Below are 25429 nucleotides of genomic sequence, written 5' to 3' on the forward strand. Positions count from 1 at the left end.
AATGCTCATTCACGCCTAAAAAGCGCCTTTTTGCTTTGATAACAGGCTCGGGACAAAGGGAGATCACGCACATCAATTTGTATGGTATTATTCATCATAATCCTTTGCTCCCTTATTTGTGAGGGCATAGAATCTAAATAGAATTGCCTTAGAGGATTCTGTACATACGACTTCATACAAAACCTCAAGGGTAAAAGTGATAATACACTTTTGTATGGATTAAAACTTCTTTAAGCAAAAAGTGTCAAAAGGTCGTGCTTACTTTTATATAAAAACATTTTTATTGTTTTGTTCAATGGTATCAATAGCATTCATACCAATGTGAGTATAATATTGGGTTTAGCACTTTGTCTTAAGTGCTTTGGCAATAACATATTGCTCTGTAAAAATCTTTTAGCCTAAGTGAGTTTTACTAAAATTTATACTGATACATAAATCATTTCTAAACTACCACAGGTGCAGAAAGAGCAAATCTTTTATCTTATGTAGGCTTTATTGGGATTATAGAGAGTGGGTAGATAATCCCTTAAGCAAAAAGAGGTAAAACTTTTGTCTTGCATATTCATATTAAAGTGCCTACCTTATTTATAAAAAAATCAAAAGTGATAAAAAAAGGGAGTGTTTTGAGATGTTGGTGTCAAAGAAAGACGATGAGTTTTTTGTTAAAATAACACTATCTGCTTTCTCACCCACTTTGTGGTGCGGAAAAAGAGAATTAAGGAGGCGTTACTACCTCCGCTCTTTGGGGCTGGAGGGTAAACCCCTTTTGCCTTTGCAGGATTACATCTTTTGCGATAAAAAGAAGTTATCAAAGTATTAAGATAAATATTTTTTGAGATATTAAACATCAAACTGAACTCATCGTTTTTAGCAAAAACAGCAAACAAGATTCTAAATTTGAATCTATTTACAAGCAAAACATATCTTTTAACTTATATAAAATAAATCATACGATAGTGCATACACGTCTAAGCATTCCTTGGATTACCCTCTTAACTTCACACTTGCAAAATCTCTTAAGGCATCATAAGGGTGATAAGAGCAGGTAATCTAGTAAATGATATATAAGGAGGAGTGAGGTATATATTGCCAAGCTAACCTCACTCTTGTGCTTTAGCACTAGTCCATACTTACACATTTATGCCCTTCACTAGATATACTGCTCACTCCTGATAGAAAAAAGAAAACATAAAAGAATTTCAAACTTTAATAAAGTTGATATTTGTTAAAAAAAGAATCAAGTAAAAATAAATACTTATGAGTAGAGTCTTAAAACTCAAATTTTATCGTATAGAGGAGGGGGTTAAAGCTGATTTAGTTTATAAATATTCCATATCTAGAGCATTTAAGAAGCCTCTTTTCTGCAATTATCTCAATTTTAAGGACTATGAATTGAATAGTATTTATTGTTTGCATTATGAAATATTATTAAAATATAACTTTTCTCACACTTTTTAATTTTCACTTTAGTTTTCATTTGCTATTATCAGCTATTCATTTGCAAATCATTCTTATTATTGTTTGTAAATGATAGTATCACTTAAAATTTTCAAGGAGGAACAATGAAAATTATTCCGTATAGCACCTTAGTAGCAAGTTTGCTAAGTAGCTTTGCAATCGCAGATCTGCTAGATTCAGCAAATAACCAAATGGGGGCATAGCCAAGAATCAAGTCAAAATGTAGATGATGAAAATGTCCGCAAGGTTAATCTAGGGCGCTCTGTGGTAAGTGCTTCAGGCTATGAGCAAGATATAAAAGATGCTCCGGCAAGTATAGCCATTATCCCACGTGAGGAAATACTCACTCGCCCTATTAGAGACCTAGGCGATGCGGTGCAAGATATTCCGGGTGTGTATGTGGAAGCCGGAAAACAGGGGTAATACCATTTCTATGCGTGGGCTTGGCTCAGCTTATACGCTTATCCTTATTGATGGCAACGACAAAATGTCGCTCAAGGCTTTGATGCTAATGGCTTTAATGGCACCTTTACTTCCTTTATGCCTCCTGCTAGTATGATAGAGAGGATCGAGGTTATTCGATGACCTGCTTCTATCATCTATGGAAGCGATGCAATGGGTGGGGTGATAAATATCATTACTAAAAACATAGCGATAGATTTAGCGGGGGAATCCAACTTGAGACTACACTTTCCCAACATCCTCAAACCTTTGGTCCTCAATATGGAATAAATGGCTATATGAATATCCCTCTTATAAAAGAAATGCTTTCTTTGAATCTTCGTGGAGCCTACAAATGGGGTGGGCAAAATGCATTTTATGAACCCGGTAAGGACCCCATACACCTATCACATATACATCAGGCAATAATGGCAGCGTAAATTTTAGCAATCCATATTATAATTGGTCTGCTACAGGCTATACCCAATGGAATGCCGGAGGACGGCTCAACTTCACGCCTAATAAAAATAATTATATCTACTTAGATTCTGAAGTATTCTTTGCACGGACAGGAAGCCTCAAAACATCATCAAGCAGCATTACTGCGGTAAGAGATTTCTATAAATTTAATAATATTTTAAGCCACACCGCAGATTATGATTGGGGTAAAATCAATAGTTATATACAATATAGTCAAACACAATGGGCTTCTCACGCTGATACCAATAGCACTTGGGGTAGTGGGCTTTGGCCAGGTTCATCAAAAGGAAATACCGTAGATTGGGCGAATGGACGATACAATCGAGACCTTATTTTTCAATCTACCTTTACTGATGATTTTGATTTTGGTAGAGCAGGAAGCCTTATCTTTAATGGTGGAGTGTATTATATATGGCAGCAGCTCTATACTAAAAACAATGGCTTTAGAAGAGATATGAATCAAGTAGCCCTTTTGCCGAGGGTGAATATCTCATCAATCAATACTTTAGCACGACTCTAGGCTTACGCTACAATTACAGCGATATTTTTAAGGCTATCCCTAATCCTCGATTCTATGTGAATTACAATCCTACCGATTGGCTTACTTTTAAGGCTGGCATTGCCACAGGGGTGCTTGTGCCACAGCTTAGCTATCTCTATGAGGGTTATACGTTAAGCACCGATAGGGGTAACAATAACACAACCACGGCATCTTATGGTAATAAAAACCTAAAGCCCGAGCAGAGTGTGAGCTATGAGCTAAGCGCTATTCTTGATACTGAACCAGCTATGCTAATATTAACCGGATTCTATACAGATTTTAATAATAAAATTTCAAGCGTTACAGGCATTCAACCCGGAACTACTATCGATGGTGTATTATGTGATGCAGCGGGTGCTAATCAATGTGCCTTTTATCGCAACCTTGATAGTGCTATGCTCACAGGAGCAGAGACAAGCTTTAAGCTAAAGCCTATTTATGGAATCTCTCTTGATGCAAGTTATGGATTTACTTATTCAAGAACACTTAGTGTCTCTAATGCAAATCAAGAATTTCTTGTAGGTGAGCCTATAAACAATATTCCTAAACATAAATTTACCATTAAGCCAAACTATCACTATAAGAACTTTGATGCCTATATTCGCTGGAGTGGTAACTTCCAAACACCCACTTCCGCAGTGCAACAAAGCAGTCTTGCTACAAGTGCGCGAGGACTTGTAGGGAAGTATTATAAAGATTATCAGTTAGTAGATATTGCGGCTACCTATAAGTTTAATAAAACTTATGCCCTCACTTTTGCGGTGAATAATCTCCTTGATGTGAAATTCTATGATCCAGATAATTTGATTACTTATAGCAGTGGAAGGGGTGGCACATCATATATTAATCCCTATCAAAGAATCTTGCCCGCAAGAGCATATTGGATAAGTTTTAGGGCGGATTGGTAACTTTTTGCTTTGTTATTGCGAGGTGAGAGCAAAGACTAATAAAGTATATATGTGAAGCGTTTGTCCTCACTAGTAAATCTATATTTTCCTGTGATTGCAAGGGAATCTTAGAAGAGCCATCTGTCTTTGTTTATAGATTATTTTGGGGCATTACCCTCGCAATGATGAGACGATCCATTTGTTATTATGAGAGTTAGAATAGGATGGAGGCAACCAACATAAAACTTGTAGTTCCCCATCATCCCGCAAAAAAATGAGAATTTATTCATTATTTTGGTATTGCTCTAAGGTAATTTGATGATAAATTTCACACATAGCTCACATTATTTAGATAAGATTGTGAGTATTTATATTATTTCAAAGGAAACTCCATTATGAAACTTCATCGCAAACTTTGGATGCAAATCCATTTATACCTTAGTCTTTTTTTTCTTCCTGCAGCATTGATTTATGCTATTACAGGAGCACTCTATATCTTTGAGATACGGCAAAATTCAGGGGCGACTATCACTAAAATCCCTCTAGATTTAAAGCCTAAAAAAGGTGAAGAAAGAGATTTTATCATCAATGTGCTAGAAGAAAATAATCTTAGAATCCCAAGCAATACAGAAATTAAAATGGCTCGAGGAAATCCAAGTATGGGGAATGTCAAGTATTCAGCTACGATAATGAATGACCAAAAAGAAGGCTTGATACTTAATGTGGTAGATAGAAACCTCTATGGTGTGCTGATGATGATGCACAAAAGCGGGGGGACAAAATTTGAGCTCGGGGGCTTTAAATTCACATTTTTTGACTTTATTGCCGTGTGCTTTGGGCTATCTATGATACTTTTCTATCTCTCTGGGCTTATTATGACTTCATTTTGCAAGGGCAAACGTAAAAGTGGCTTTGGAGTAATGGGAATAGGCTTTATCGTTACTATCTTGGCTATATATTTTAGCGTGTAGCCTTACTATAAGTCTACATTTTAGAGCTTATCTTATATATGTTTACCTCTTAAATCTATAACATAGCGTTATAGATTTAACTTTGAGTATATTATTTTATGAAACTATAAGACAAAAGTTTATTGTTTTTGTGAAAAGAGTTACAACCCAAGGAGCGATACGGGCACCTTGAGTACACTTTTTTTTACTTGAGACATAACATTATGATTGATATTTGGCGTTAATTCTAATCCTCCCGCATGCACATCATTAGGGAAAAATACCGCTAGATCCCCACTTGTTAGAAGTATATTGCTACGACAGGGTGTGTTGATAGATTCATCAATAGGAAAAGGGCGACATACTTTTGGCAAAGTAGTTTTATGATTGCTAGTTTCTATATGTAAAGCCTTGTAATGCGAATATAAGCTGTATGGTAAGGCATTATCATATACAATTAAATCTCTACTTTCATCATAGGGAATCTTCACATCAAACGCGCTCCTATCACCAATACACATATATTCATATCCCTCTACCACAAGTTGAAAGTCAATAAATGCGCGATGTGTCTCAAAAAACGCATTTTTAGCTTCTTTAAGATGATAGGTTTGCTCGATGGCTCGCACACCTTGTGAGAGTGCATAGCTCACTTCTTTGCGTTCCTGCCCTGCTAAGTCAAGTTCAATAATCCTTTTATGTATGCTATGGGTAGGGTTTGTAGCATTAAGCATATAGTCTTTTGCTTCTTTAAGCATAGGATAAGCCTTAAAAACCAATCAAGTTGGGTGAGTTTACCAATAATTGCCATTTATTGCTCCTTTGTGTAGGTTATGTGTCTATAGATTTGTGCTTCACAAGTAAGTGCCACACATTGCGTTTTTAAGTGCTATGCTCCTTTGCAATAAGAGGATTAGCACTCTTTGCTTTTAAATGTAAAAAATGAAGAAAAATATCGCGCAGAGTAAGAATATCCTTTATGGATACACGTTCATCTATGGCGTGGATTCTATCATTTGGCACACCAAGTTCTATCACATCTATCCCATATTGTGCGAAAAATCGCGCATCACTTGTACCCCCGCTTGTGCTTAATGTAGGTGTGATTTGTGCTGTATGCTTAATCGCCTCACAAAGTGTTTGTATGAGAGGGCTATCCTGCCGCGTGATAAAGGGTAATGAGCTAACTTTAAGGCTTAGCTCATAAGGCAGTGAGCTAAGCACAGAATCAATATAAGTCCGAATAGAATCTACATTGCTTAAAGGCGAATATCTCACATTAAACATTATTTTAAGATTCTGCGGCGTTACATTTACCACCTCCATACCGCCACGAATGTCTGTTATGACTAGACGTGTGGGCGTAAAATACTCATTTCCATTATCTAGTGCTGCACCGGCTAATGCACCAAGCCTATCTCCTAGCAATTCTATGGGATTGATACATTTTTCCGGATAGGCTACGTGCCCTTGCTTGCCTTGAATGGTGAGTATGCCATTAATTGAGCCGCGTCTGCCAATTTTACACATATCACCCGTGCGTTGAATGCTCGTAGGCTCGGCGACAATACAGCTATGAGGGAGCAAAGATTCCCTCTCTAGCTGCTCAAGCATATATTTTGTGCCATAAATGCCTTCACCCTCCTCGTCGCTTGTAAGCAAAATAGAAAGCATTAATGTAGAATTTTCAAAAGACGAAGATTCTAAAAAATCGCAAATCGCGCAAATAAACGCACTTATGCCGCCTTTCATATCTTGTGCACCACGACCGCAGATATAGCCCTCTTTTTCCAAGCCTGAAAATGGCTCAAAAGACCAATTTTCTCCCGTAGGCACGACGTCAATATGCCCAGCAAAGCATAAATGAAAAAGTGCGCTTTTATCAGTATTTTTAGGCATTATGGCAAAAAACAGATTTTTCACTCCTGCTTTTTCTTGCTCGATGATGAGGCTATCAAGCCCTTTACTTTGCACGATGGGTTGGAGCTTATCTAAAATATGCTTGTAAATCCCACATTCTTTGGGTGTGATGGTGGGATAGGTAATCAATTCTTGTAAGAATGTAATAGGCATAGGCAATCCTTGATGATGATTATTTAGAGAGGTTTTGGGTTTATTCATCGCTCTCCTTTGGGTTGTGGGCTGTAGATTCTGTAGGATTTGTCTGTGTAGGGATAATCTCCGCTCCTAAAGACCTATAAATGCGCCCTACACGACCAATGAAGTTTGGGCTAAGGTGCAAGTCCTCCCTATAAATGCTATCATCTATATAAAAATTTTAGCCTCTAAAAGCACACTTTTGGCTTCTCCTAGCTCTAAGACATCATACAAATCGCACATAAAAGCGACTTTTACACCTTTAGGTATAGGAGGATAGCCTGATTGCACGATTTCAAGCGGTATGTCAAATTCAATTGCCTCACTCATATTAAACTCAAGCTCCGCGCTACTATTATGCAATGCTTGAATATGCGAAATTTCGCACATACTGATACTTGCTTTGTGCGTGTGAAAGATATTTTTAAAACTATCTTTTTCTAATCCATCGCTTTTTTGCATCATACAGATAGAAAAAATAGGCGGATTCACACTAATAGGAGCAAAGAAGCTAAAAGGCGCGAGATTTACTCCACCATTGGGGAAAATCGTGCTTACCCACGCAATAGGTCGCGGCGTGATCGTATTACTCAAAATTTTATAATGCTGTAAGGGTGTGGTTGAATGTGCTTCAAGTATCATTATTTAGCCTTTTGTCATTATTTTTTAGCAGATTTATAGTGTGAGTGATAACCTCCTGTGGTGTGATAAGCGTCATACAACGATGATGAGTGAGGGGACATTCACGCTTTTTGCACGGCGCACAAGGCACATATTTGCAGAGTAGCACCCATTGTGGAGGATTTTCTATAATGTGAGGGGATATAGAATCTTGCGTATCTCGCATATTTGCAGCACTTTGAATCTCTAAAGTGTGATTTTGTGCCAGGGGAGCGGGGCTATAAGGGGCTGTCTCATCAATATTTGTGGGTCCAAAGATAGCTATCATTGGGACATTTAAGGCAGCAGCAATGTGCATAGGTCCGCTATCATTAGTGATAAACACATTCATCGCGCCGATGTAGTCAATAAGCTGCGTGAGGCTTGTTTTATCTGTGAGATTATGAAAAACTGCGCCTGTGGGTGATTGATAAAAGATTGGGCGATTTCTACATTCGCGCGGGATTGCTCACTTGAGCCAAAGAGATAGACATCATAGCCTTGTGTGAGAAAATGCTTAATAATATCAATAAAATATGATTTTTCCCAACATTTTGCACTGCCAAAAGCGGCTCCGGGATTAATCCCTATAGCATAACTTTTTGTAGGGAGCGTGATAGGCGAGGAGATGAGATGAAGCGGCTGTGTGGCAAGGTAGGTAAGAATCTCATCGTGCGAGATTTTTATATGTGAGTGATTAGAGAGATTTATAGAATCTTTTTTGTGTTTATCATTTTTATATGCAAAATCTTGTATAAAATCTGCGCTATTCTGGGTTTTGATCGCATAATTTTGCACTTGTGATAGTGGAGTGATAAGTTCAAGGTATAAAAGCACTTGGTGTTTGAGTCTATTTTGATGATATTTGTGTAAAGTAAGTGGGTGAGAGAGGAGGAAGTTTCGGGCATTTTTACCATAGCCTATACGCAAAGGGCTTTTGCTCCAATACAAAAGCAGGGCAGAAAAAAAGGTATTACTAAAACTAATGGCAATATCGTGTGTGCCTATTTTATTAGCAAGTGCCTTTGTGGCGATGATTCTACAAGATGCGGCTTTGGTATTGTCTATAAAAATGGCTTTCACGCGTTTATCTCGCTCATAGATTCCACAACTCGCTTTCGTGCCTACAAGGGTAAATTGCGCTGTTTCAAAGCTTTTTTTAAGCCATTCAAATGCTGGAGATACCATCACACTATCGCCTAGCCAATTTGGCAGGCGTAAGAGAATGCTTTTAACTTGAGATGTGTGGATATGGCGTATATCTTTTGTAAAAAACACTTTTCCTTGCACTCCGTATAGTGATATTTTAGACTTTGATTATAAGCGTATTGTAAGCTAAAAAGCTAAAAATCTGTTAGCAAAAGGCATAATTTTCTTAAATTACTTTTGGAATATAGTTAAAATAAAACATTTTTAAGGTAGAATGAAAGCTTTTATAAAATTTGAAGTAAAGGCATTACTGCTAGGAGGTTTGTAAATGGCGTTGGTTACCCCTCGCACATTGAGTGGATTCAGAGATAGATTGCCTAAAGAGGCACTCGCAAAGACTATTTTATTAAACAAATTAAGTGCTGTATTTATGAGCTTTGGCTTTGTGCCTATTGAAACGCCACATTTAGAATATGCCGATGTGTTAGTAAAGCAGGGCAGCGATGAGATACAAAAAGAGCTATATCGTTTCAAAGACCACGGGGGGCGGGATGTCGCTTTGAGATTTGATTTGACCGTGCCTTTAGCGCGCTTTGTATCGCAATATAAAAACGAAGTGGATTTGCCTTTTAAGCGATTTGCTATTGGGAATGTGTTTCGCGGGGAGAGGGCGCAAAGAGGGCGATATAGGGAATTTACGCAATGTGATTTTGACTTTATAGGGAGTGATAGTATATCTTGTGATGCGGAGATTCTGCAGGTGATTTATGCTTCGCTCGTGGGGCTTGGGATAGATGAATTTACTATTTGGCTTAATCATCGCAGTATCCTTAATGGAATCTGCGAGTATTGTGGCGTGAGTGGGCAAAAGGATATAAATAGCGCTTTGCGTATTATTGATAAGCTTGATAAGATTGGTAAAGATGGCGTGGGGGCTGAATTGCAACGGGAATTACGATTAGGTAGCACTCAAGTTGATAAACTGCTAGAATATACTTCAATCAAGCAACAGGGTGATAGTGAAAGCTTTTTTAAACAAATTGCCTTTATGGCTGAATGGAATGATTCTATCAAAAAAGGTTTAGATGATTTAAAAGCCTTGTATGAGGTGCTTGCGCTTTTGCAAATGGATAGGGATACCTATCGCGTGAATTTCTCAATCGCTCGTGGATTGGGATATTACACAGGGATAGTGTATGAAAGCACTTTAAATGCGCTAAAGAGTATTGGGAGCGTATGCTCTGGTGGGCGTTATGATAATCTTACGCGCACATTTTCTAAGGAAAAAATGAGTGGTGTGGGAGCAAGTATCGGCATAGATAGGCTTTTAGCGGCATTAGAGGAGTTAGAGTTGCTTGATAAAAAGGCAACTTCAGCCCGTGCACTCATCGTATGTATGGATATGGCATATTTTGGATACGCCCATACCCTTGCAGAATCTTTCCGCCGCTCAAAGGTGTCTATCGAGGTCTATCCGGAAGTGAGTAAGCTTAAAAAACAATTTGGATATGCAAATACAAAGGGACACGAATTTGTGATGGTGATTGGCGAGAGTGAATTTAACTCAAAAACCCTCACGCTTAAGAATATGACTTCAGGAATGCAAATGGATAATATTAGCTTCCTTAAGGCGCTTACTTTGGTGCAAGAAGATGAGGAAGCGGAGATGAAAATTTAAAGAGCCAAAAAAGGAGCAACAATGAATAGAGAATCTAGCCAGTGGGATTTAAACGCGCTTTTTAAGAGTGAAGAGCAAATGGAACGTTTTATGGTGGCAAATACGCGCAAGGCAAAGCAGTTTGCTAAGCAATATGAACAGCAGCTTGAAAGCATCGAACCTACTTTGTTTTGTGAGGTCATCAAGCAATATGAGGAGATTTTAGAAGGCTTTGGGCGTGTGATGACGTATGTGTTTTTGCGTTTTGCAAAGGATACAACGCAAGGGGATATGTATGCTAAGTATGAAATGCAAACTACACAGGCACAGAATCTTGTGCTGTTTTTCGAGCTAGAATTTTGTAAATTACCCGCTCAAAAACAAGAGGAGATTATTGCAAATGTGCCACAATATAAGTATTTTTTGCAAAAGCTTATCGAGCAAGATAGCTATCAGCTTTCTTTAGCTGAAGAGAAAATACTTTTAGCGACTTCACCTGTGGGGGTAGGAGCATTTTCACGGCTTTTTGATGAACATTTAGCTAATCTCCAATTTAAATCTCCCAAAATGGATAGAAAAAAAGCAGATTCTAAAATGGAATCTAAGCAAGATAAAAGAGCAAAAAAAGCAAAAATAAGTGAAGAGGAGATTTTAAGCCTCCTCCATCATCCCAAACGCGCGGTGCGTAAAGAAGCACAAAAAATCTTTACACAAAAGCTTAAACAATCTCGCCATCTCCTAGCCTATATACTGAATATGGTGCGCAAAGATTTGCATATTATGACGCATTTGCGTGGATACAAGCTCCCCGAATCTTTCCGCCATATCTCAAATGCCGCGACACAAAAGAGTGTAGATAAGCTCATAGATGTGGTAAGCGCACATTATGGCTTTGTAGGGGAATATTATCAAATAAAGGCAAAGCTACTTGACTTAAAGGCATTGAAAGATTATGACCGCTATGCCCCACTTGAAAGCAATGCCTGTAATTTGCCCTATGATGAAGCCTTAAAGCTTGTTTTAAAATCCTTTGGGCACTTTAGCAAAACTTTTAAGGATATTGCATTGAAGGCATTAAACAAGGGTTGGGTAGATTCTCACCCTGCACCACATAAGCGAGGGGGGGCATTTAGCCACGGAAGTGTGCCTAGTGCACATCCTTATGTGTTGCTTAATTACACAAATTCACGGCGAGATGTATTTACAATCGCCCACGAATTCGGGCATATGGTGCATCAAGAATTATCTAAAACGCAAGGCTATCTCAATATGGATACACCTCTTACCACTGCTGAAACCGCCTCTGTATTTGCCGAAATGTTACTTTTTGACACGCTAAAAAATACTCTTAGTAAAGAGGATCTTATCCCTCTGTATGCAGGAAAACTAGAGGATATTTTTTCTACACTTTTTCGTCAAGTGGTGATGACGCATTTTGAACGCAGAATCCACGCTCAAGGCGATGAGCTAAAGCCTGAAAATTTCGATGAAATATGGCGTGAGGAAAATGAACGGATGTTTGGGAGCAGCCTCAAATTAAGCAAAAATTATGATGGCTGGTGGTGCTATATCCCGCATTTCGTGCATTCACCTTTTTATTGCTATGCGTATAGCTATGGACAGCTGCTTGTTTTGGCACTTTTTGGCTTATATAAATCACAGCAAACACCTCAAAGCAGGGAAAAATTTATTCAAAAATATACGCAATTCCTTTCACTCGGGGGAAGCAAAAGCCCTAAGGAGCTTGTTAGTGCGTTTGGATTAAATCTAGAGAGCGATAAGTTTTGGCTCATTGGTATGGGTGAAGTGCAAAAAATGCTTGAAGAATTTAAGGAGTTAGTGAATGCAAAAGATTCTATTTTCTCCGGTATTTAAGAGAGTTATGCTTTCTCATACAAGAGATATATTAGATTTTTTACTTAAAGAGAGGATAAACTTTAATATTCTATGTGATATGAAATATACGCATTTTACACCCCCTCTCCCTCGGCATATTAGCGATACATTTAATGATATTACGCTTTTTGTCTTGGCGGGTTATACGTTTGAGAGCATTGAGTTAAAGCATAAGGGTATGAGTTTTGAAGCGGGTTTTGGGAATGAAAATATTGGTGCATTTGTAGATATTGACTATGAGGGTATTGTGCAGATTCTCTTACACGATAATGACTTGCTACGTGAGATTCTATTATTTACAAATGTAAGCCACCCTTGCTTTCATAACCTTTCTAATGAGGAGCTAGAACATATCGCTTCTATTCAAGAAGAGGGCTTAGAGCATTCAAAACTTGCCTTTACATCAAATCCCGAAAATAGTAAATTTTTCAAAAAATAATTAACCTTTTAAGAGAGTATGCAGATGAAGTATGCTAAGATTCTTTGCAATTTAAGAGGATTAAGCTTAAAGGCAAGGAGTTGTGAATGGATAAAGTAAATATTGAGGTCTTTAGATTTGAAGCAGGAGTAGATTATCTACCATATTACAATAAATGCACTTTTTCCTTCACGCAGGAGCAAACACTTATTGATACGCTGATTTTGCTACAAAATGAACTTGACAATTATGGCTATGATGAAAAATATCTCGCATTACGTATTAATGGTATTGCTATTTTTGAGAATCTTCCTATTATCGAACTTGTGCAGCGATTTGGCAGAGAGTGGCAGATTGAACCTTTAAGTATATATTATGCTACTAAGGATTTATTGCTCAATAAAGAGGCATTATGGAAAAAGTATGAAGGCTTTTTTCAATGGGCTGATTTTTTAAATATAGACGAAAAAAATGAGTTGGGTAAGTATCTTATGCTAAATCTTATCACCCCGATGAGTGATGAACACTATCTGGGCGATGGATTTTTTCTCTATCTTAAATGGCTTATTTCTCGCCACCCTGAAAAGATTAGAGAAATTATGCAATGGCTTATTGAACCTAGGAAAGGTATTTTAAACTTTGTAAGTCTTGCAGATATGGTTTATCCCCGTGCTACTGCACTTGATGAGGAGATGTGGAATTTTATACGTGATGTTGTACTTAGCTATGATTCTAGGCAATGGCAGCTTCTAGCTACGCTAAAGCCACAACGTAAAGGATAAATATGAAGTATATGATATATGATAAATATTACAATAGGAATGCTCAAAGTTTAATTTCTAGCACAAAAATGCTTTTTGCATACTTGGACTTAGAGTTACTTTCTGCTGATGTTGTATCTTCTGTTGGTTTGGCTGATTGTGGCGGGTATTGGGCTAGGCTAGTGCAAAAAGATGATTTGTTGCGTAATGTTGCTTATAATTTGGCTTTGGCAAATGCAGCAAATGCTATGCTTGTTTTTTTAGAGGAAGATACCTATGCGAATGCCTTTTATGCAAAAACACTTATAGAATCTCACACTTCCCTTATGCGCGAAATAGAGACACAATATCTTCATCGTTTTAATCTTCTCTATGATAGTAAGGTGCAGATGAGCTATTTGCCTGATTTGCTTAATAGCCTTGATATAACACCTTTAGTTCAAAAACAATTTCATTCCTACTTGTTTGCAATGATACGAGGGGCATATTATGGGCATTTACCTAAAAGCACAAATTATAGAATCTACGAGCAAATTGGTTTAAAAGCTGTTGAGTTACCATTTGTCAATCAATACTATGCACATTTATTGGCAAATAATCCGCAAAGCGCATATTATAATACTGGGAAATATTTTTTTGATATAGCGGATTTGGGGGTAGATTTTATACTCTCATATTCTTTGAGTCAATTTGATATGCTAGATTCTCATCGCCCACAGCTTTGTAAAGCTTATAATCGCGATGATATCGCTTTGCCCATTCTCTTTTTACCTCAAGTATTGCTTTTGGCATTTGGAGAAAAAGATAAAAAGAAACTTGGCTTTACGCACCATAAACAGAAAGTAGAGATATTTTAATGCGAGCATTTTGGAAAATTATTCTTGCTGCAATTATTGGAGCGACTTGGTATCATTTTGGTGGTGAAGATGCGGCTATGGGATTAGTATTCTTTTTTATTATTTTGGGTGTGCTTTTTATGAAGCCTATTCGGTATCAAGATCCTAAAAGACGCGAAGCATTTATGCAAAAAATTCGAGATAGCAAAGAGCGTAAGCTTGCACTTGAAAGTGAGCGTATGGAGGAAGTAAAGCGGCTTAAAAAAAGCGCAAGGGAGCAAGAAGAGCGTTTGAAAAAAGAGTTTGAAAAGCGTATTAACAAACACTAAAGTAATTTTTGCTACAATCGCACCCAAAATCACAAAAAGGACATATATACAATGGAAATCGTACTCTTACTTATAGCTGGAGTAGTGGTATATTTTCTCTACAATACGTTGCAAGAATATCTTAAAAACCCTCTTCAGCCCAATCAGCAACACTATACAAATCGCACAGATGCTGCACCTATAGATTTTCAAAACCCTTATGAGGAGATGGCTCAAGCGGACAAAGTGAAGTCAAGTGAATTTGGTGTTTTAGCTGCAATCTTGGGATATTTAGTGTGGAGTGATAAAAAGGTATGCTCATTACAAGAGCAACTCCTTGATGAAATGCTCACAGATATGGCAATAGAATCTAAAAACCCTAAATTATCCAAAGATGAGTTGAAGACGATTCTTATGGAACAAGAAAATCCATCCATATCCCTTGAAGAGCTATGTGAAGAATATGTAACACTCACAAAAGGTGAGTATAAAAAACGTCTGAAGGTAGTGGAATTTTTATTTGTTCTGGCATATGCTGATGGTGTTTTGGAAGAGAGTGAGAAAGATTGTATTATTGATATTGCCGCGTTATTTGAGATTGCCAATGAAGATTTTAATGCACTTTTTGAGCAATTTGAACAGGCATATATACAAGAAGTCAGTATGAATGAAAAAGATGCAAAGAATCTTTTTGGCATTACAGAGATTCCTAGCAAAGAGGAACTTGAGACAATCTATCATCGCCTTATTAAAGACGCCAAGCAAAATATTTTTGATAATAAAAATATTAATAAAACATTCCGTGATACTTCGCTCACACGTATTAAAGAGATTGATAAGGCTTATCAAATACTTTTAAATCAAGCATTAAATAGCACTCAAGATTTAAATTAACAAGATATGATTCAGTTGCAGCCCAATATACAAAGAGAAAATAAGGCATTCAAGGGTTGGGATTTTTAGGAATACTATTTGCTTTAAGTCCATTATTATTTATGGAGGTGTCAAGTGGATATTACAAAAATCAATCATAGTGGTGTACAGGGACTACTTGCTAATATTTATAATGCTCCCAATCAGCCGCAAAATATTCAATCCAAAGAGAGCGAGCAGCACCTTAAAGGTGTGGATAGCATTCATAGTCAAGACAAAAGTATGCACTCGCTCCAATATGCAGATGTTGCAAAACGTATTGAAGACAAATTTTCTCCATCAGCAGAACTTCAAAAAGCACGTGAGATTGGTGGTGAGCTGCAGGGAGGATTCAATGATAAAACATCATTTGAGAATCTTGCCTCTACGTTAAGAAAAAAAGGTTTAATCAGTAGCAATGAACAAGTAGCTATGGAATATTTAAAAAAGAATGCCACAAAGTTAAGCTTTGATGAATTTAATAAAATCGCAGTAAATGATAATCACAGCAAAGAAATGAAAGGATTGATAGATTCAGTGGTTAATACAATGAAGTTTGTCGATAGCGTTAATGGCGGAGGGGTTCTTTAGATTTGCTTTACTCTTGTCCACTTGTTTAGACCGCTAATAGTCTTTTTTACAAGGAACAAGCAGTGTGTCTTTGGTTCCATTTAGCCTTTTTTGGGATTGAGTTTGGCAGTGCTAAAATATTCATATACTTTTGCACATTAAGGCAGAATGAGAAAGCTTCATTACACACTCTTATTTTTTACATAATATGATACAATTTCCCTATATTTATTAAGGGGAGTGATTTGCACGGCAAACATTATCTACTTGACACTTCTATTATTCTTGATGATACACAAAATATCATTTATCTATGGCAGGATTCTCAAAATATGCTTTTTATCTCCGAAGTGGTGATTGAAGAGCTTGATAAGAAAAAGGATTTACAGAATGAAACGGGCTTTTTTGCGCGTGAGTTTTTCCGTTGCATTAATAGTGATAATATCAATACATTAGATTCGCACAATAAGAGCACACATACACAACACACAGCACAGAATCTGGCTCAGCATAATGACTTTGTCCAAACGCTTTATTTCCGCTTTGACCATACGAATATCCCGCTTACACTCATCTATCGCCCTCAATACAGCCTTACACCACAAGAGCATAGCTATAACGATTCTAAGCTCATAGAGATTGCTAGGGATTATCATTTAGTGCTTTTAACCAATGATATTTCGCTTAAAATCCGCGCACAAACGCAAGGAATTCCTGCGCAATCGCTTTTTCGCGATAGGGTAGAGAATCCTAATGATATTGATTTTTGGGCTTTGTTTGAATGGCATAAAGACAAGCCGCTCACACTTTTAAAAGATGAAAAAAACTTTAGAGAGCTTACACAATGGAGCTTGATACAAGTTAATGAAATGGATAATACCGATAGTGCACTCTATAAAACGGGTAAAAAGACCTTTGGACTAAAGGTAGGCGAGGGCTTTGAAGAACTAAATCTTGATGAGATTCTTAAAAATTATCAGCCCTACATTATGCCTATTAACTTAGAGCAAAAAATGCTCTATGCCCTGCTTATCCACCCGCAAAATAACCTTACCATCGCCACAGGCTCAACAGGCAGTGGGAAAACACTTATCGCGCTCCAAGCGGGGATTACTCTAGTCAAAAATAATGTGGTTGATGGTATTATTTATATGAGAAACACGATTACAGCTAATGACAAAGAAGCCGAGCTGGGCTATCGTAAGGGTGATGAAAATCAAAAGCTTGCCTATTTTATGTATCCACTTTATGGTGCGATAAATTTTACTATTGACAAACTCCAAGAGCAGAGCCTTGCTAAACGTATCGAGTATCGTGGTGAGGTCAATGGCATACACAAGCAGGATGCGACGGAATATTTCCTGCAAAAGCATAAAATAGAAGTGGTTGATATAGCTCACGCGCGAGGCATCAGCATAGGCAATAAGTTTGTGATTTTTGATGAAGTGCAAAATGCCTCAAATGCAACCATTAAGCTTATAGGCACACGTATAGGGGAGGGGAGTAAGATTGTGTTTTTAGGGGATTGGGCGCAGATAGACCACCCCTATTTAAGCAAGTTTCGCAATGGGGCTTTAAGCCTTTTAAGCAAGGCGCTAAAAGATGATTTCATTGCGGGGATTCAATTACGTCAAACCATACGTAGCAATGTGGCAAGTTGGTTTGGGGAACATTTTTAAGATGATGTATAGAATCTGTCTTATGCTGCTTTTTACTTATGCTGCACTATATGCTGCACGTCCTATGATTACCGATGATGCGCGTGTGGTAGATAGGCATTCGTGTCAGTTAGAAACTTGGGGCATATATGATGGAAAAATTGGTGAATACTATGTCATACCCGGTTGTAATCTCTTCTTAGATATTGAAATCAGTATGGGTGCAATGATGAGTAATCTACCTGCTAATCAAGCAAAAGAGTCATTTAGGGCACAGCAGTTCATATTTAGCGCAAAGAGAGTATTTAGTGACTTAGAAACGCAAGGTTATAGCTATGGCATAGCCTTGGGCAATGCGTATAATTTTTTATATTCAAAATATAGCAATGATTATTATCTCTATATACCCGCAAGTATGGTATTTTTTGATAATAAGCTTCTTTTGCATTCTAATCTTGGCTACAAGCTTCAGCGTAGAAACGATGAACCGCATATTTTTTATGCTGGGTTGGGCTTAGAGCAGCAGATTACACAGCGACTATGGCTTTTGGGAGAAGCCCTTTATGAGCGATTTGAGAAAACAAAATTTCAAGTGGGTGTGCGGATATGGCTCTTGCAAGATAAAATCCAGCTTGATAGCACTTATGGCAATGCCTTTAGCGGTGGAGGAAGTTGGGTATCTGTGGGCTTAAGATTCTTGAGTCCTGAATTTTTTTGAGATATTTTAAAAGCATTGAGGAATATAGAGTGAGAATTATATATTGGTGTTTATTTGGAATCTTTCTGTTTTCGGGCTGCGCTCATCTCAATACGCAAAAGTCTCTTGGGTATAGTGTGCAAGTAGGGAGCTTTAGTAATATAGAAAATGCAGGGAAGTTTGTTGATACACTTAATAGCAAGGGGCTTGATGCGTTTTTGTTTAAAGAATCAGATACGTATAAAGTGCGTTTTGGGAATTATCAAAGCTATGAAATTGCACAGGCAAAAGTACAGAAACACTATAAAAATGGGCTTATTGGAGCATATTTCATCATCTCGCCACAGAAATATGCTATCAATAAAAAAAGCTCATCAAAGCAAAAAGCAAGTGATGTGAGGGAGGATATTGTCAAAAGCGCACATCAATATATGGGTGTGCCATACAAATGGGGTGGCACAACAGAATCTGGCTTTGACTGCAGTGGGCTAACCCGCGCGGTTTATCTCCTTAATGGTATTTCACTCCCTCGTGCGTCCTATGAGCAATATAATGAGGGGGATTCTGTGAGCAAAGCTAAGCTGCAGAAAGGGGATTTGGTATTTTTCATTACGGATAAGGGTAAGAAAATTAATCACGTAGGTATTTATATTGGCAATAATGAGTTTATCCACGCACCAAGTAGGGGTAAGGTAGTGAGCAAGGCACGGCTAGATTCTAGCTATTGGGGCAAGGCATACAGAGGGGCAAGAAGCTATCTGTAGGTGCTCATTGTATATATGCTGCTATGATAAGTGGCAAAACACAAGGAGCAAAAATGAAGATGCTCCACTATTTTTACACACTTAAACTACATATCAAGATTCACAAGACTATAATGAAGTGGAGAGTATAAAGTCTCTGTTAAACACGCTTATATCGGCTCAAATGGTAGCCTATATCAATTCCAAATATTTTTTGAGTTACTAAAAAGGTGTTTAACGATGCTAGAGAAGCTAAAAGAGCATTATATGCCTATCCATACGCCTTTTCAAGCATAAGCATTATGGAGGCATATATATTGCTAAAAATCTGCTTTTTCTCCAGTATGAGAAGTGTCGTATTTGAGAAAAATCTTGTGCCAAGCGATGCAAAGATTCTTAAAAGAGTGGCACCCTACCGGGAGTAGATTATCCTAATAGCCCCTTGGGCAGATATTCCTGTATATTTTAGTAAGAAATATTAGATTTATTCAGTAGAGTAAATGCTAAAAGGTGGGTTTTGTAAAATTATAAGTTTATGCGGTGTATCTAGCACAACCGCATAAACTTATTTATACGCTTTAATGGCTTTTTCTAAAATGGCAGTAGCAGCGGCCACGTCTTTATATTCTTTGACTTTTACCCATTTGTTTGGTTCTAGTGTTTTGTATGTCTCAAAGAAATTTTTGATTCTATCCAATGTAATTTGCGGCAGGTCTGCTAGGGATTGAATCTTATCAAATGAGGGGTCGATTTTAGAGACAGGCACGGCGATGAGCTTTTCATCCATTCCGCTTTCATCTTCCATTACTAGCACACCAATGAGTCGAGTGGCAATCATGCTTCCCGCTTGTAATGGATAAGTATTGAGCACGAGAATGTCTGCTGGGTCGCCATCATCAGCAAGTGTGTTTGGCACGAAGCCATAGTTTGCAGGATAAAACATCGCGCCATACATCACTCTATCTACGACAACCAAGCCGCTTTCCTTATCAACCTCATATTTAATATTTGAACCATAAGGAATTTCAATAATCGCATTGACTTTATTAGGGTTTTCACCCGCAGATATTTTATTTAAATCCATTGTATGCTCCTTTGTGTATTGGATAAAGCCGATTATATCAAAAGTTTCTTGCTTTCTTAAAAGAAAAATGCGATTTGTGCCTTGACATTAAAGCCCGGCTCATAAAGTGCTGTGCCACTACCTCGTGCAAATAGCTCTTTAAGTGGGCTATATGGATTTGCATACGTTTTGTTTGTGATATTTAAAAATGCTAGACGCAGGCTAAGATAAGACTTTACATCATAAGTGAGATAAATATTATGCACATCATAGCCCTTTTTGTTTACAGATTCTAAGGCATCATAATACAAATTATAGCCTTGATAGCTCATAGATTCTACAAAACGTCCAAGATAGAGCATTTGAAATTGCGGTAAGGCACTAAAAGGACGCAAACCTACGCTTAAATAATAGCTTCGTCCGCTCAATGCGCCAAGTTCAAAGGTGTCGGTGATAAAATGATTTTTATACGTGGGGAAATGCTGTGCGATACCGATATGCGCATCTATGAAATCAAAGTCTAGCCCTACATTTGCCTCATATCCTACAAATTGTATGCCATTTGCCATATTTTGCCTATACATATCCTCGTGGTTATGGTCATCTGCGTTACTATTGTGATTATGCTCCTCTCCTGCGTTTGTGTAGCTATTGATAAAGTTTTTTAAATATTGATAATACACACCTATATAGGCACTAAAAACACTATTGTCATAATCTATGTCAAATTCCGCATTATACATACCCTCCGGACGTAAGGAGTGGATATAAGCGTGAGAATTGGTAAGTAGTGAGGCATCAAGTGGTATAGCCCCGCGTGTGTTATAATTTGCAGTAAGCTTGAAGCTTAAATCATCGATGGGTACATAAAGCAAGGAAGCATAGGGGCTAAATCCTTGCGTATAATGCGTGGCATTAAATTTATCGCGGTATGTAAAGTAGTCATATCGTGAGCCTAGATCAAAGCTAAGGCTATCAAGTAGATTGAAACTCGCACCTATGTATCCTCCATATATCGCGCCTAATTCATGTCCTAGATTCCCGTGTGCGAGGCTATGAGCGTCAAGGTCATAAGCCTTTGTAGCGATGAGTTGGTAATTAAGTCCATATTTAAACAAATGCCCTAAAGCACCAAAGTAATGTTTGAAACCTAAATCACTCCCAAGATTCATAAGACTTAAGTCCATAGCTCCTTCTGGGTCGTGTGTGGTTGTAATATCGCTATGATTTACATCTGTGGGGGAGAGTTTAAGAGATTTGTGTGAGAAATAGTTATTCCACGATAACATAAAGCTATCATTTGCACTATAATCATAGCGCAATGCTGCATTGTGGGCGTTGAGAGTATTATTAAAAAGCTCTGGTGTTGTGCTAGTGATGACATTTGCGGCATAGGGTGCGACTGAAGTGATGTGATTAAAGTGATAATGCACGTTTATGCTATGATTTTTTGCAGGGAGAAAGGTAAGCGTGAAACTTGCGTTCTGTGTTTGTGTTTTAGAGGAGAGGACTTTATCACCATTGCCATCGCGGTAATAAGGTATGTTATCAAAGCTATAGGCAGCGAGTAGCCCGAGATTCTTTGAGAATTTACCATAGGCAGCAAGGGAAGCATTCACGCCTTTATTGCTTTGTCCGCTGAGTATGAAATGCGCCCCATAATCGCGATTCTGCAGTATGTCAAAGGCATTTTTGGTAGTGATATTAATCCCACCGGCTAATGCTCCTGCGCCATCCTCTGCCTTAGCAAGTCCTTTTTCTATCTCAATATCTTTTATCAAAAATGGGTCAAGCACTAAATTGCCTTGATGGTGGAAGAGATTCCCTGATTGTGTGATACCATCAAGGCGGACGCGATACATTCTATCCTCAAAACCGCGTATGTAGAGCTTTTGCGCGATTTGTGTGCTTCCTCCAACTTGAATCTCGGCATTTTTGTTGAAAATCTCACGCAAATTTTGTGCTTGAGTATTAGCGATGAAAGCATCATCTATGATACTTATGTTGGCATTACTTATAGGGTGAGCCACAGAGACAAGAGGAGAGAGCTTCGTACTGGAAACTTCCTCTCCAAAAAGTCCGCTAACTCCTAAAAGCAAATATGTAGTGCAAAGAGATATGTTTGGAAATATAGGAGAACGTATCATTGCAAAAACCTTTATGCAGAAAATAAAGTTTGAAGTTTATCACATTTTATAAAATGTAGCAATATACTTTCTAAAATGTGATGAAATTTGATAATTCATAATATTATTTTGCTAGAATCAGCATAAAACAAAGCCATTTCTTAAGGGAGGAGTTTGATATGGAATGTCCTTATTGTAAACATACGCTGTCTCATAGCGAAGTTGTGAGCTTACTCAAAAGTTTAGATAAAACAAAAAAGGATTGTGAAGTATGCCACAAGCCTTTTATTGGGAGCAAAAGTGCGAAGACTTGCTCGAGTGCATGCCGCTCAAAAGCATATAGAATCCGCAAGGCAGCGCAGATTCACTAACATATTAAGCTACTCTATTGTAGCTAATATCGCCCGTAGTCTTATATTTCTTTGTTTATATATTGGTTTCTGCTTACAGATTTTATATCCCCCTCTGTTTCAAGGATGCCCCCCCTTTTTTTAAAGGGGGAACTATATAAAGAACTTTCTTTGCCTATGAGGGAGGGAAGGCATATCTTTCAAACGGGGTGGGCAAATGCAGGAATAAAGTATCCTTGTAAGGTATAAATACTTGAAAGATTTAAAAATATAATGAGAAGATAGAGGCTTAAAAGCCTCTAGAAGTTATTTTAGCGTTTTTTCTACCTCTACGACTTTTTGCCAAGTGGCGATTACCGAATCGGGATTAAGAGAAATAGAGCTAATGCCCTCTTTCACTAAAAATTCAGTTACTTCTGGATAATCGCTTGGGGCTTGTCCGCATATACCGCAATATTTATTAAGACGCTTACAAGCTTCAATGGCTTTCTTAAACATTACAAACATAGCAGGATTACGTTCATCAAAGACGTGGCTTACAAGCTGTCCATCTCTATCTACACCCAAAGTAAGCTGTGTCAAGTCGTTTGAGCCAATGGAGAATCCATCAAACATACTCAAAAACTCATCGGCTAAAATCACATTTACAGGCAATTCACACATCACATAAATTTCTAAACCATTTTTACCACCCTCCAAGCCATTGCGGCGCATAATCTCAAGCACCTTTTTACCTTCCTCAGGTGTGCGTAGGAATGGAATCATCACTTTCATATTGGTAAGCCCCATCTCATCGCGCACCATTGCTAAAGCCTGACATTCCCACTCAAATGCCGTGCGATACTGTTCGGAATAATACCTGCTCGCACCTCGATAGCCTAGCATAGGATTTTCCTCATGTGGCTCATATCCTGTGCCGCCTAGCATTCCGCGATATTCATTTGATTTAAAATCGCTCGTGCGGACAATCACGGGATTAGGATAGAAAGCAGAGCAAATCATACCAATACCTTCAGCGATTTTTTTAGTAAAAAAGTCTTTAGGGTTTTCATAACCGGACATAATCTTCTCAATCTCTGCGCGTTCTTTTAGTCCCTTTGCATTACCATTTTGAATATCAAGCAAGGCAAGGGGGTGAGCTTTGATTTGATTGAGTACGATAAGCTCCATACGCGCTAAACCCACTCCGTGACTGGGAATCTGTGAGAAACTAAAGGCTTTTTCGGGATTTCCCACATTCATATAGATTTTTATTTTAGGATTCCCTAGATTGCTTAATTCAATGCTTTCAATCTCATATTCGTGGATTCCATCATAGATATAGCCTTCCTCGCCTTCGGCACAAGAGACGGTTACTTCCATACCACTATAAAGTCTATCTGTCGCACCAATAGCCCCGACAATAGCAGGGACGCCGATTTCCCTAGCAACAATTGCTGCGTGGCAGGTGCGTCCGCCACGATTAGTAATTACCGCTGCTGCTTTTTTCATCGCGGGTTCCCAATCTGGGTCAGTATTATCCGTTACGAGAATCTCCCCTTCCTTAAAGCTATCCATATGCTCTATATCATTAATAATCCGCACCTTGCCCGAACCTATCTTTCCACCGATAGCTTTGCCTGTAAGGATTATTTCTTTTTTGATTTCAGGATTCACAAATTTAAATTTTTCAAGCCTTTGCCCATCACCTTTTTTGTTTTTTTGGCTTTGTACGGTTTCAGGACGAGCTTGGACGATGTAAATCTCCCCGCTATCACCATCTTTTGCCCATTCCATATCCATAGGGCGATACTCTCCGGCTTCTTTAGTGTAGTGTTCCTCGATTTTTATCGCGTAACGCGCAAGAGTAAGAATATCTGCATCAGTGATAGAAAAACTTTTCATCTCACGTTGCGTGGTTTTGATATTTTTTGTAGGGTGTTCGCTTCCACGTGGGGCATATACCATTTTTTGATGTTTATACCCTAGCTGTCGCTTGATAATAGGACGTTTGCCCTCTTTGAGAGTAGGTTTAAATACATAAAATTCATCTGGATTCACCGTCCCCCCTACGACATTTTCCCCAAGTCCCCAGCTTGAAGTAATAAATACCGCGTCTTTAAAACCTGTTTCTGTATCGATACTAAACATCACTCCCGCGCTACCCTTATCTGCGCGCACCATCTTCTGTACTCCCACGGAAAGTGCGACCTTAAAGTGGTCAAATCCTCTTGAAGCACGATAGCTCACGGCTCTATCGGTAAAGAGTGAGGCAAGACAGGATTTTACATAATGGATTAACTCCGTTTTGCCCTTAATGCTTAAGTATGTATCTTGCTGTCCGGCAAAACTTGCATCGGGTAAATCCTCTGCAGTAGCGGAACTCCGCACAGCCACATCGGCATCTTTCATACCATATTCCGCACTAAGTATTTCATAGGCTTTAAAAATCTCTTCACGCAAATCTGCGGGGAATGGTGTCCCAAAGATGAGTTCGCGGATTTTTTTTGATCGGGTTTTAAGCACATCGATTTCGGTTACATCAACGCCATCAAGTAACTCTACGATTTTCTCTCTAATGCCGCCAGAATCAAGCAAATACCAATACGCATCGCTTGTGATTGCAAATCCATTGGGGACTTTAATCCCTTCACTTACAAGCTCTTGAAACATCTCGCCAATACTTGCATTTTTACCACCGACAATAGGCACATCTTTATTGTTGAGTTCCTTGAAAAACTTGATATATTTCATATCCGCGCTTTCTCCTCATTTTATAGTTGTATTAAAGC

Annotated in this window: 24 protein-coding genes and 2 pseudogenes; 16 read left to right on the forward strand and 10 right to left on the reverse strand. The window is 38.2% G+C overall.

Annotated elements, in window-relative coordinates:
- Window positions 1–5: 5 nt before the first annotated feature.
- A complete protein-coding gene (locus tag V3I05_RS00005) occupies window positions 6–176 on the reverse strand; it encodes a hypothetical protein (protein WP_343353613.1) in 171 nt (56 codons plus the stop codon).
- A gap of 1546 nt (window positions 177–1722) precedes the next feature.
- Here V3I05_RS00005 and V3I05_RS10630 point away from each other — a divergent pair.
- The 4 genes and pseudogenes from V3I05_RS10630 to V3I05_RS00025 form a co-directional block, all read left to right on the forward strand.
- Window positions 1723–2103: pseudogene (locus tag V3I05_RS10630) on the forward strand (TonB-dependent receptor plug domain-containing protein); the annotation flags it as partial.
- A gap of 95 nt (window positions 2104–2198) precedes the next feature.
- Entirely contained in the window at window positions 2199–2339 is a 141-nt protein-coding gene (locus V3I05_RS00015; protein WP_343353615.1) for a hypothetical protein, read from the forward strand.
- Window positions 2340–2850: 511 nt separating this feature from the next.
- A pseudogene (locus V3I05_RS00020) lies at window positions 2851–3828 on the forward strand (TonB-dependent receptor domain-containing protein); the annotation flags it as partial.
- Between the two features lie 374 nt (window positions 3829–4202).
- A complete protein-coding gene (locus tag V3I05_RS00025; RefSeq protein ID WP_300450562.1) occupies window positions 4203–4778 on the forward strand; it encodes a hypothetical protein in 576 nt (191 codons plus the stop codon).
- Window positions 4779–4918: 140 nt separating this feature from the next.
- Here V3I05_RS00025 and V3I05_RS00030 read toward each other — a convergent pair whose 3' ends face one another.
- The 6 genes from V3I05_RS00030 to V3I05_RS00055 form a co-directional block, all read right to left on the reverse strand.
- Complete coding sequence (locus V3I05_RS00030; RefSeq protein ID WP_343353616.1) at window positions 4919–5515, reverse strand: YhcH/YjgK/YiaL family protein; 597 nt, start codon at window positions 5513–5515, stop codon at window positions 4919–4921.
- A gap of 124 nt (window positions 5516–5639) precedes the next feature.
- The gene (gene dapE / locus V3I05_RS00035) at window positions 5640–6830 is read right to left on the reverse strand and encodes a succinyl-diaminopimelate desuccinylase (protein WP_343354266.1); all 1191 of its coding nucleotides are present in this window, start codon (window positions 6828–6830) and stop codon (window positions 5640–5642) included.
- A gap of 40 nt (window positions 6831–6870) precedes the next feature.
- Window positions 6871–6999 carry a hypothetical protein gene (locus V3I05_RS00040; RefSeq protein ID WP_343353617.1) on the reverse strand — a complete coding sequence of 43 codons (129 nt, stop codon included), beginning with the start codon at window positions 6997–6999 and terminating at the stop codon, window positions 6871–6873.
- A gap of 23 nt (window positions 7000–7022) precedes the next feature.
- Entirely contained in the window at window positions 7023–7496 is a 474-nt protein-coding gene (locus V3I05_RS00045) for a flavin reductase family protein (RefSeq protein WP_343353618.1), read from the reverse strand.
- Window positions 7486–7866, reverse strand: coding sequence for a glycosyltransferase family 9 protein (locus V3I05_RS00050; protein WP_343353619.1), 381 nt, complete (start codon window positions 7864–7866; stop codon window positions 7486–7488). The genes V3I05_RS00045 and V3I05_RS00050 overlap by 11 nt, the downstream gene beginning before the upstream one ends.
- Window positions 7863–8792, reverse strand: coding sequence for a glycosyltransferase family 9 protein (locus tag V3I05_RS00055; protein ID WP_343353620.1), 930 nt, complete (start codon window positions 8790–8792; stop codon window positions 7863–7865). Before V3I05_RS00055 ends, V3I05_RS00050 begins: the two co-directional genes overlap by 4 nt.
- A gap of 205 nt (window positions 8793–8997) precedes the next feature.
- Between V3I05_RS00055 and hisS the strand changes: the two genes are divergently transcribed.
- The 11 genes from hisS to V3I05_RS00110 all read left to right on the forward strand — a co-directional run bounded on the left by hisS (window position 8998) and on the right by V3I05_RS00110 (window position 19140).
- Window positions 8998–10341: a histidine--tRNA ligase gene (gene hisS / locus V3I05_RS00060; protein ID WP_300447638.1), complete on the forward strand. Its 1344-nt coding sequence runs from the start codon at window positions 8998–9000 to the stop codon at window positions 10339–10341.
- A gap of 21 nt (window positions 10342–10362) precedes the next feature.
- Window positions 10363–12195, forward strand: a complete 1833-nt coding sequence (locus V3I05_RS00065) for a M3 family oligoendopeptidase (RefSeq protein WP_300731598.1) — start codon at window positions 10363–10365, stop codon at window positions 12193–12195.
- Window positions 12164–12655: a hypothetical protein gene (locus V3I05_RS00070; protein WP_300447498.1), complete on the forward strand. Its 492-nt coding sequence runs from the start codon at window positions 12164–12166 to the stop codon at window positions 12653–12655. Before V3I05_RS00065 ends, V3I05_RS00070 begins: the two co-directional genes overlap by 32 nt.
- A gap of 86 nt (window positions 12656–12741) precedes the next feature.
- Entirely contained in the window at window positions 12742–13416 is a 675-nt protein-coding gene (locus V3I05_RS00075; protein ID WP_343353621.1) for a DUF5644 domain-containing protein, read from the forward strand.
- Between the two features lie 2 nt (window positions 13417–13418).
- Window positions 13419–14252, forward strand: coding sequence for a hypothetical protein (locus tag V3I05_RS00080; protein ID WP_300447502.1), 834 nt, complete (start codon window positions 13419–13421; stop codon window positions 14250–14252).
- On the forward strand, window positions 14252–14560 hold the full coding sequence (locus V3I05_RS00085) for a hypothetical protein (protein WP_295699523.1): 309 nt from the start codon (window positions 14252–14254) through the stop codon (window positions 14558–14560). The genes V3I05_RS00080 and V3I05_RS00085 overlap by 1 nt, the downstream gene beginning before the upstream one ends.
- A gap of 51 nt (window positions 14561–14611) precedes the next feature.
- Window positions 14612–15433, forward strand: coding sequence for a TerB family tellurite resistance protein (locus tag V3I05_RS00090; RefSeq protein ID WP_300447504.1), 822 nt, complete (start codon window positions 14612–14614; stop codon window positions 15431–15433).
- 114 nt (window positions 15434–15547) lie between these two features.
- The gene (locus V3I05_RS00095; RefSeq protein ID WP_300447506.1) at window positions 15548–16042 is read left to right on the forward strand and encodes a hypothetical protein; all 495 of its coding nucleotides are present in this window, start codon (window positions 15548–15550) and stop codon (window positions 16040–16042) included.
- A 224-nt stretch (window positions 16043–16266) separates the two neighbouring features.
- Window positions 16267–17700, forward strand: coding sequence for a PhoH family protein (locus V3I05_RS00100; RefSeq protein WP_300447508.1), 1434 nt, complete (start codon window positions 16267–16269; stop codon window positions 17698–17700).
- On the forward strand, window positions 17684–18397 hold the full coding sequence (locus tag V3I05_RS00105) for a hypothetical protein (RefSeq protein ID WP_300599309.1): 714 nt from the start codon (window positions 17684–17686) through the stop codon (window positions 18395–18397). The genes V3I05_RS00100 and V3I05_RS00105 overlap by 17 nt, the downstream gene beginning before the upstream one ends.
- 29 nt (window positions 18398–18426) lie before the next feature.
- A complete protein-coding gene (locus V3I05_RS00110; RefSeq protein WP_300742588.1) occupies window positions 18427–19140 on the forward strand; it encodes an NlpC/P60 family protein in 714 nt (237 codons plus the stop codon).
- 544 nt (window positions 19141–19684) lie between these two features.
- On the opposite strand, the gene ppa is transcribed toward V3I05_RS00110, so the two are convergent.
- Together ppa and V3I05_RS00120 are read right to left on the reverse strand one after the other, a co-directional pair.
- Window positions 19685–20203, reverse strand: a complete 519-nt coding sequence (gene ppa / locus V3I05_RS00115) for an inorganic diphosphatase (RefSeq protein WP_300447516.1) — start codon at window positions 20201–20203, stop codon at window positions 19685–19687.
- Between the two features lie 56 nt (window positions 20204–20259).
- Window positions 20260–22329 carry a TonB-dependent receptor plug domain-containing protein gene (locus tag V3I05_RS00120; RefSeq protein WP_300447518.1) on the reverse strand — a complete coding sequence of 690 codons (2070 nt, stop codon included), beginning with the start codon at window positions 22327–22329 and terminating at the stop codon, window positions 20260–20262.
- Window positions 22330–22487: 158 nt separating this feature from the next.
- On the opposite strand from V3I05_RS00120, the gene V3I05_RS00125 reads away from it, so the two are divergent.
- Window positions 22488–22679, forward strand: a complete 192-nt coding sequence (locus V3I05_RS00125; RefSeq protein WP_295699504.1) for a hypothetical protein — start codon at window positions 22488–22490, stop codon at window positions 22677–22679.
- A gap of 285 nt (window positions 22680–22964) precedes the next feature.
- On the opposite strand, the gene ppsA is transcribed toward V3I05_RS00125, so the two are convergent.
- Window positions 22965–25391: a pyruvate, water dikinase gene (ppsA, locus tag V3I05_RS00130; protein ID WP_343353623.1), complete on the reverse strand. Its 2427-nt coding sequence runs from the start codon at window positions 25389–25391 to the stop codon at window positions 22965–22967.
- Window positions 25392–25429: the final 38 nt, after the last annotated feature.

Source organism: Helicobacter mastomyrinus (genome assembly GCF_039555295.1).
Taxonomy (GTDB): Bacteria; Campylobacterota; Campylobacteria; order Campylobacterales; family Helicobacteraceae; genus Helicobacter_C; species Helicobacter_C mastomyrinus.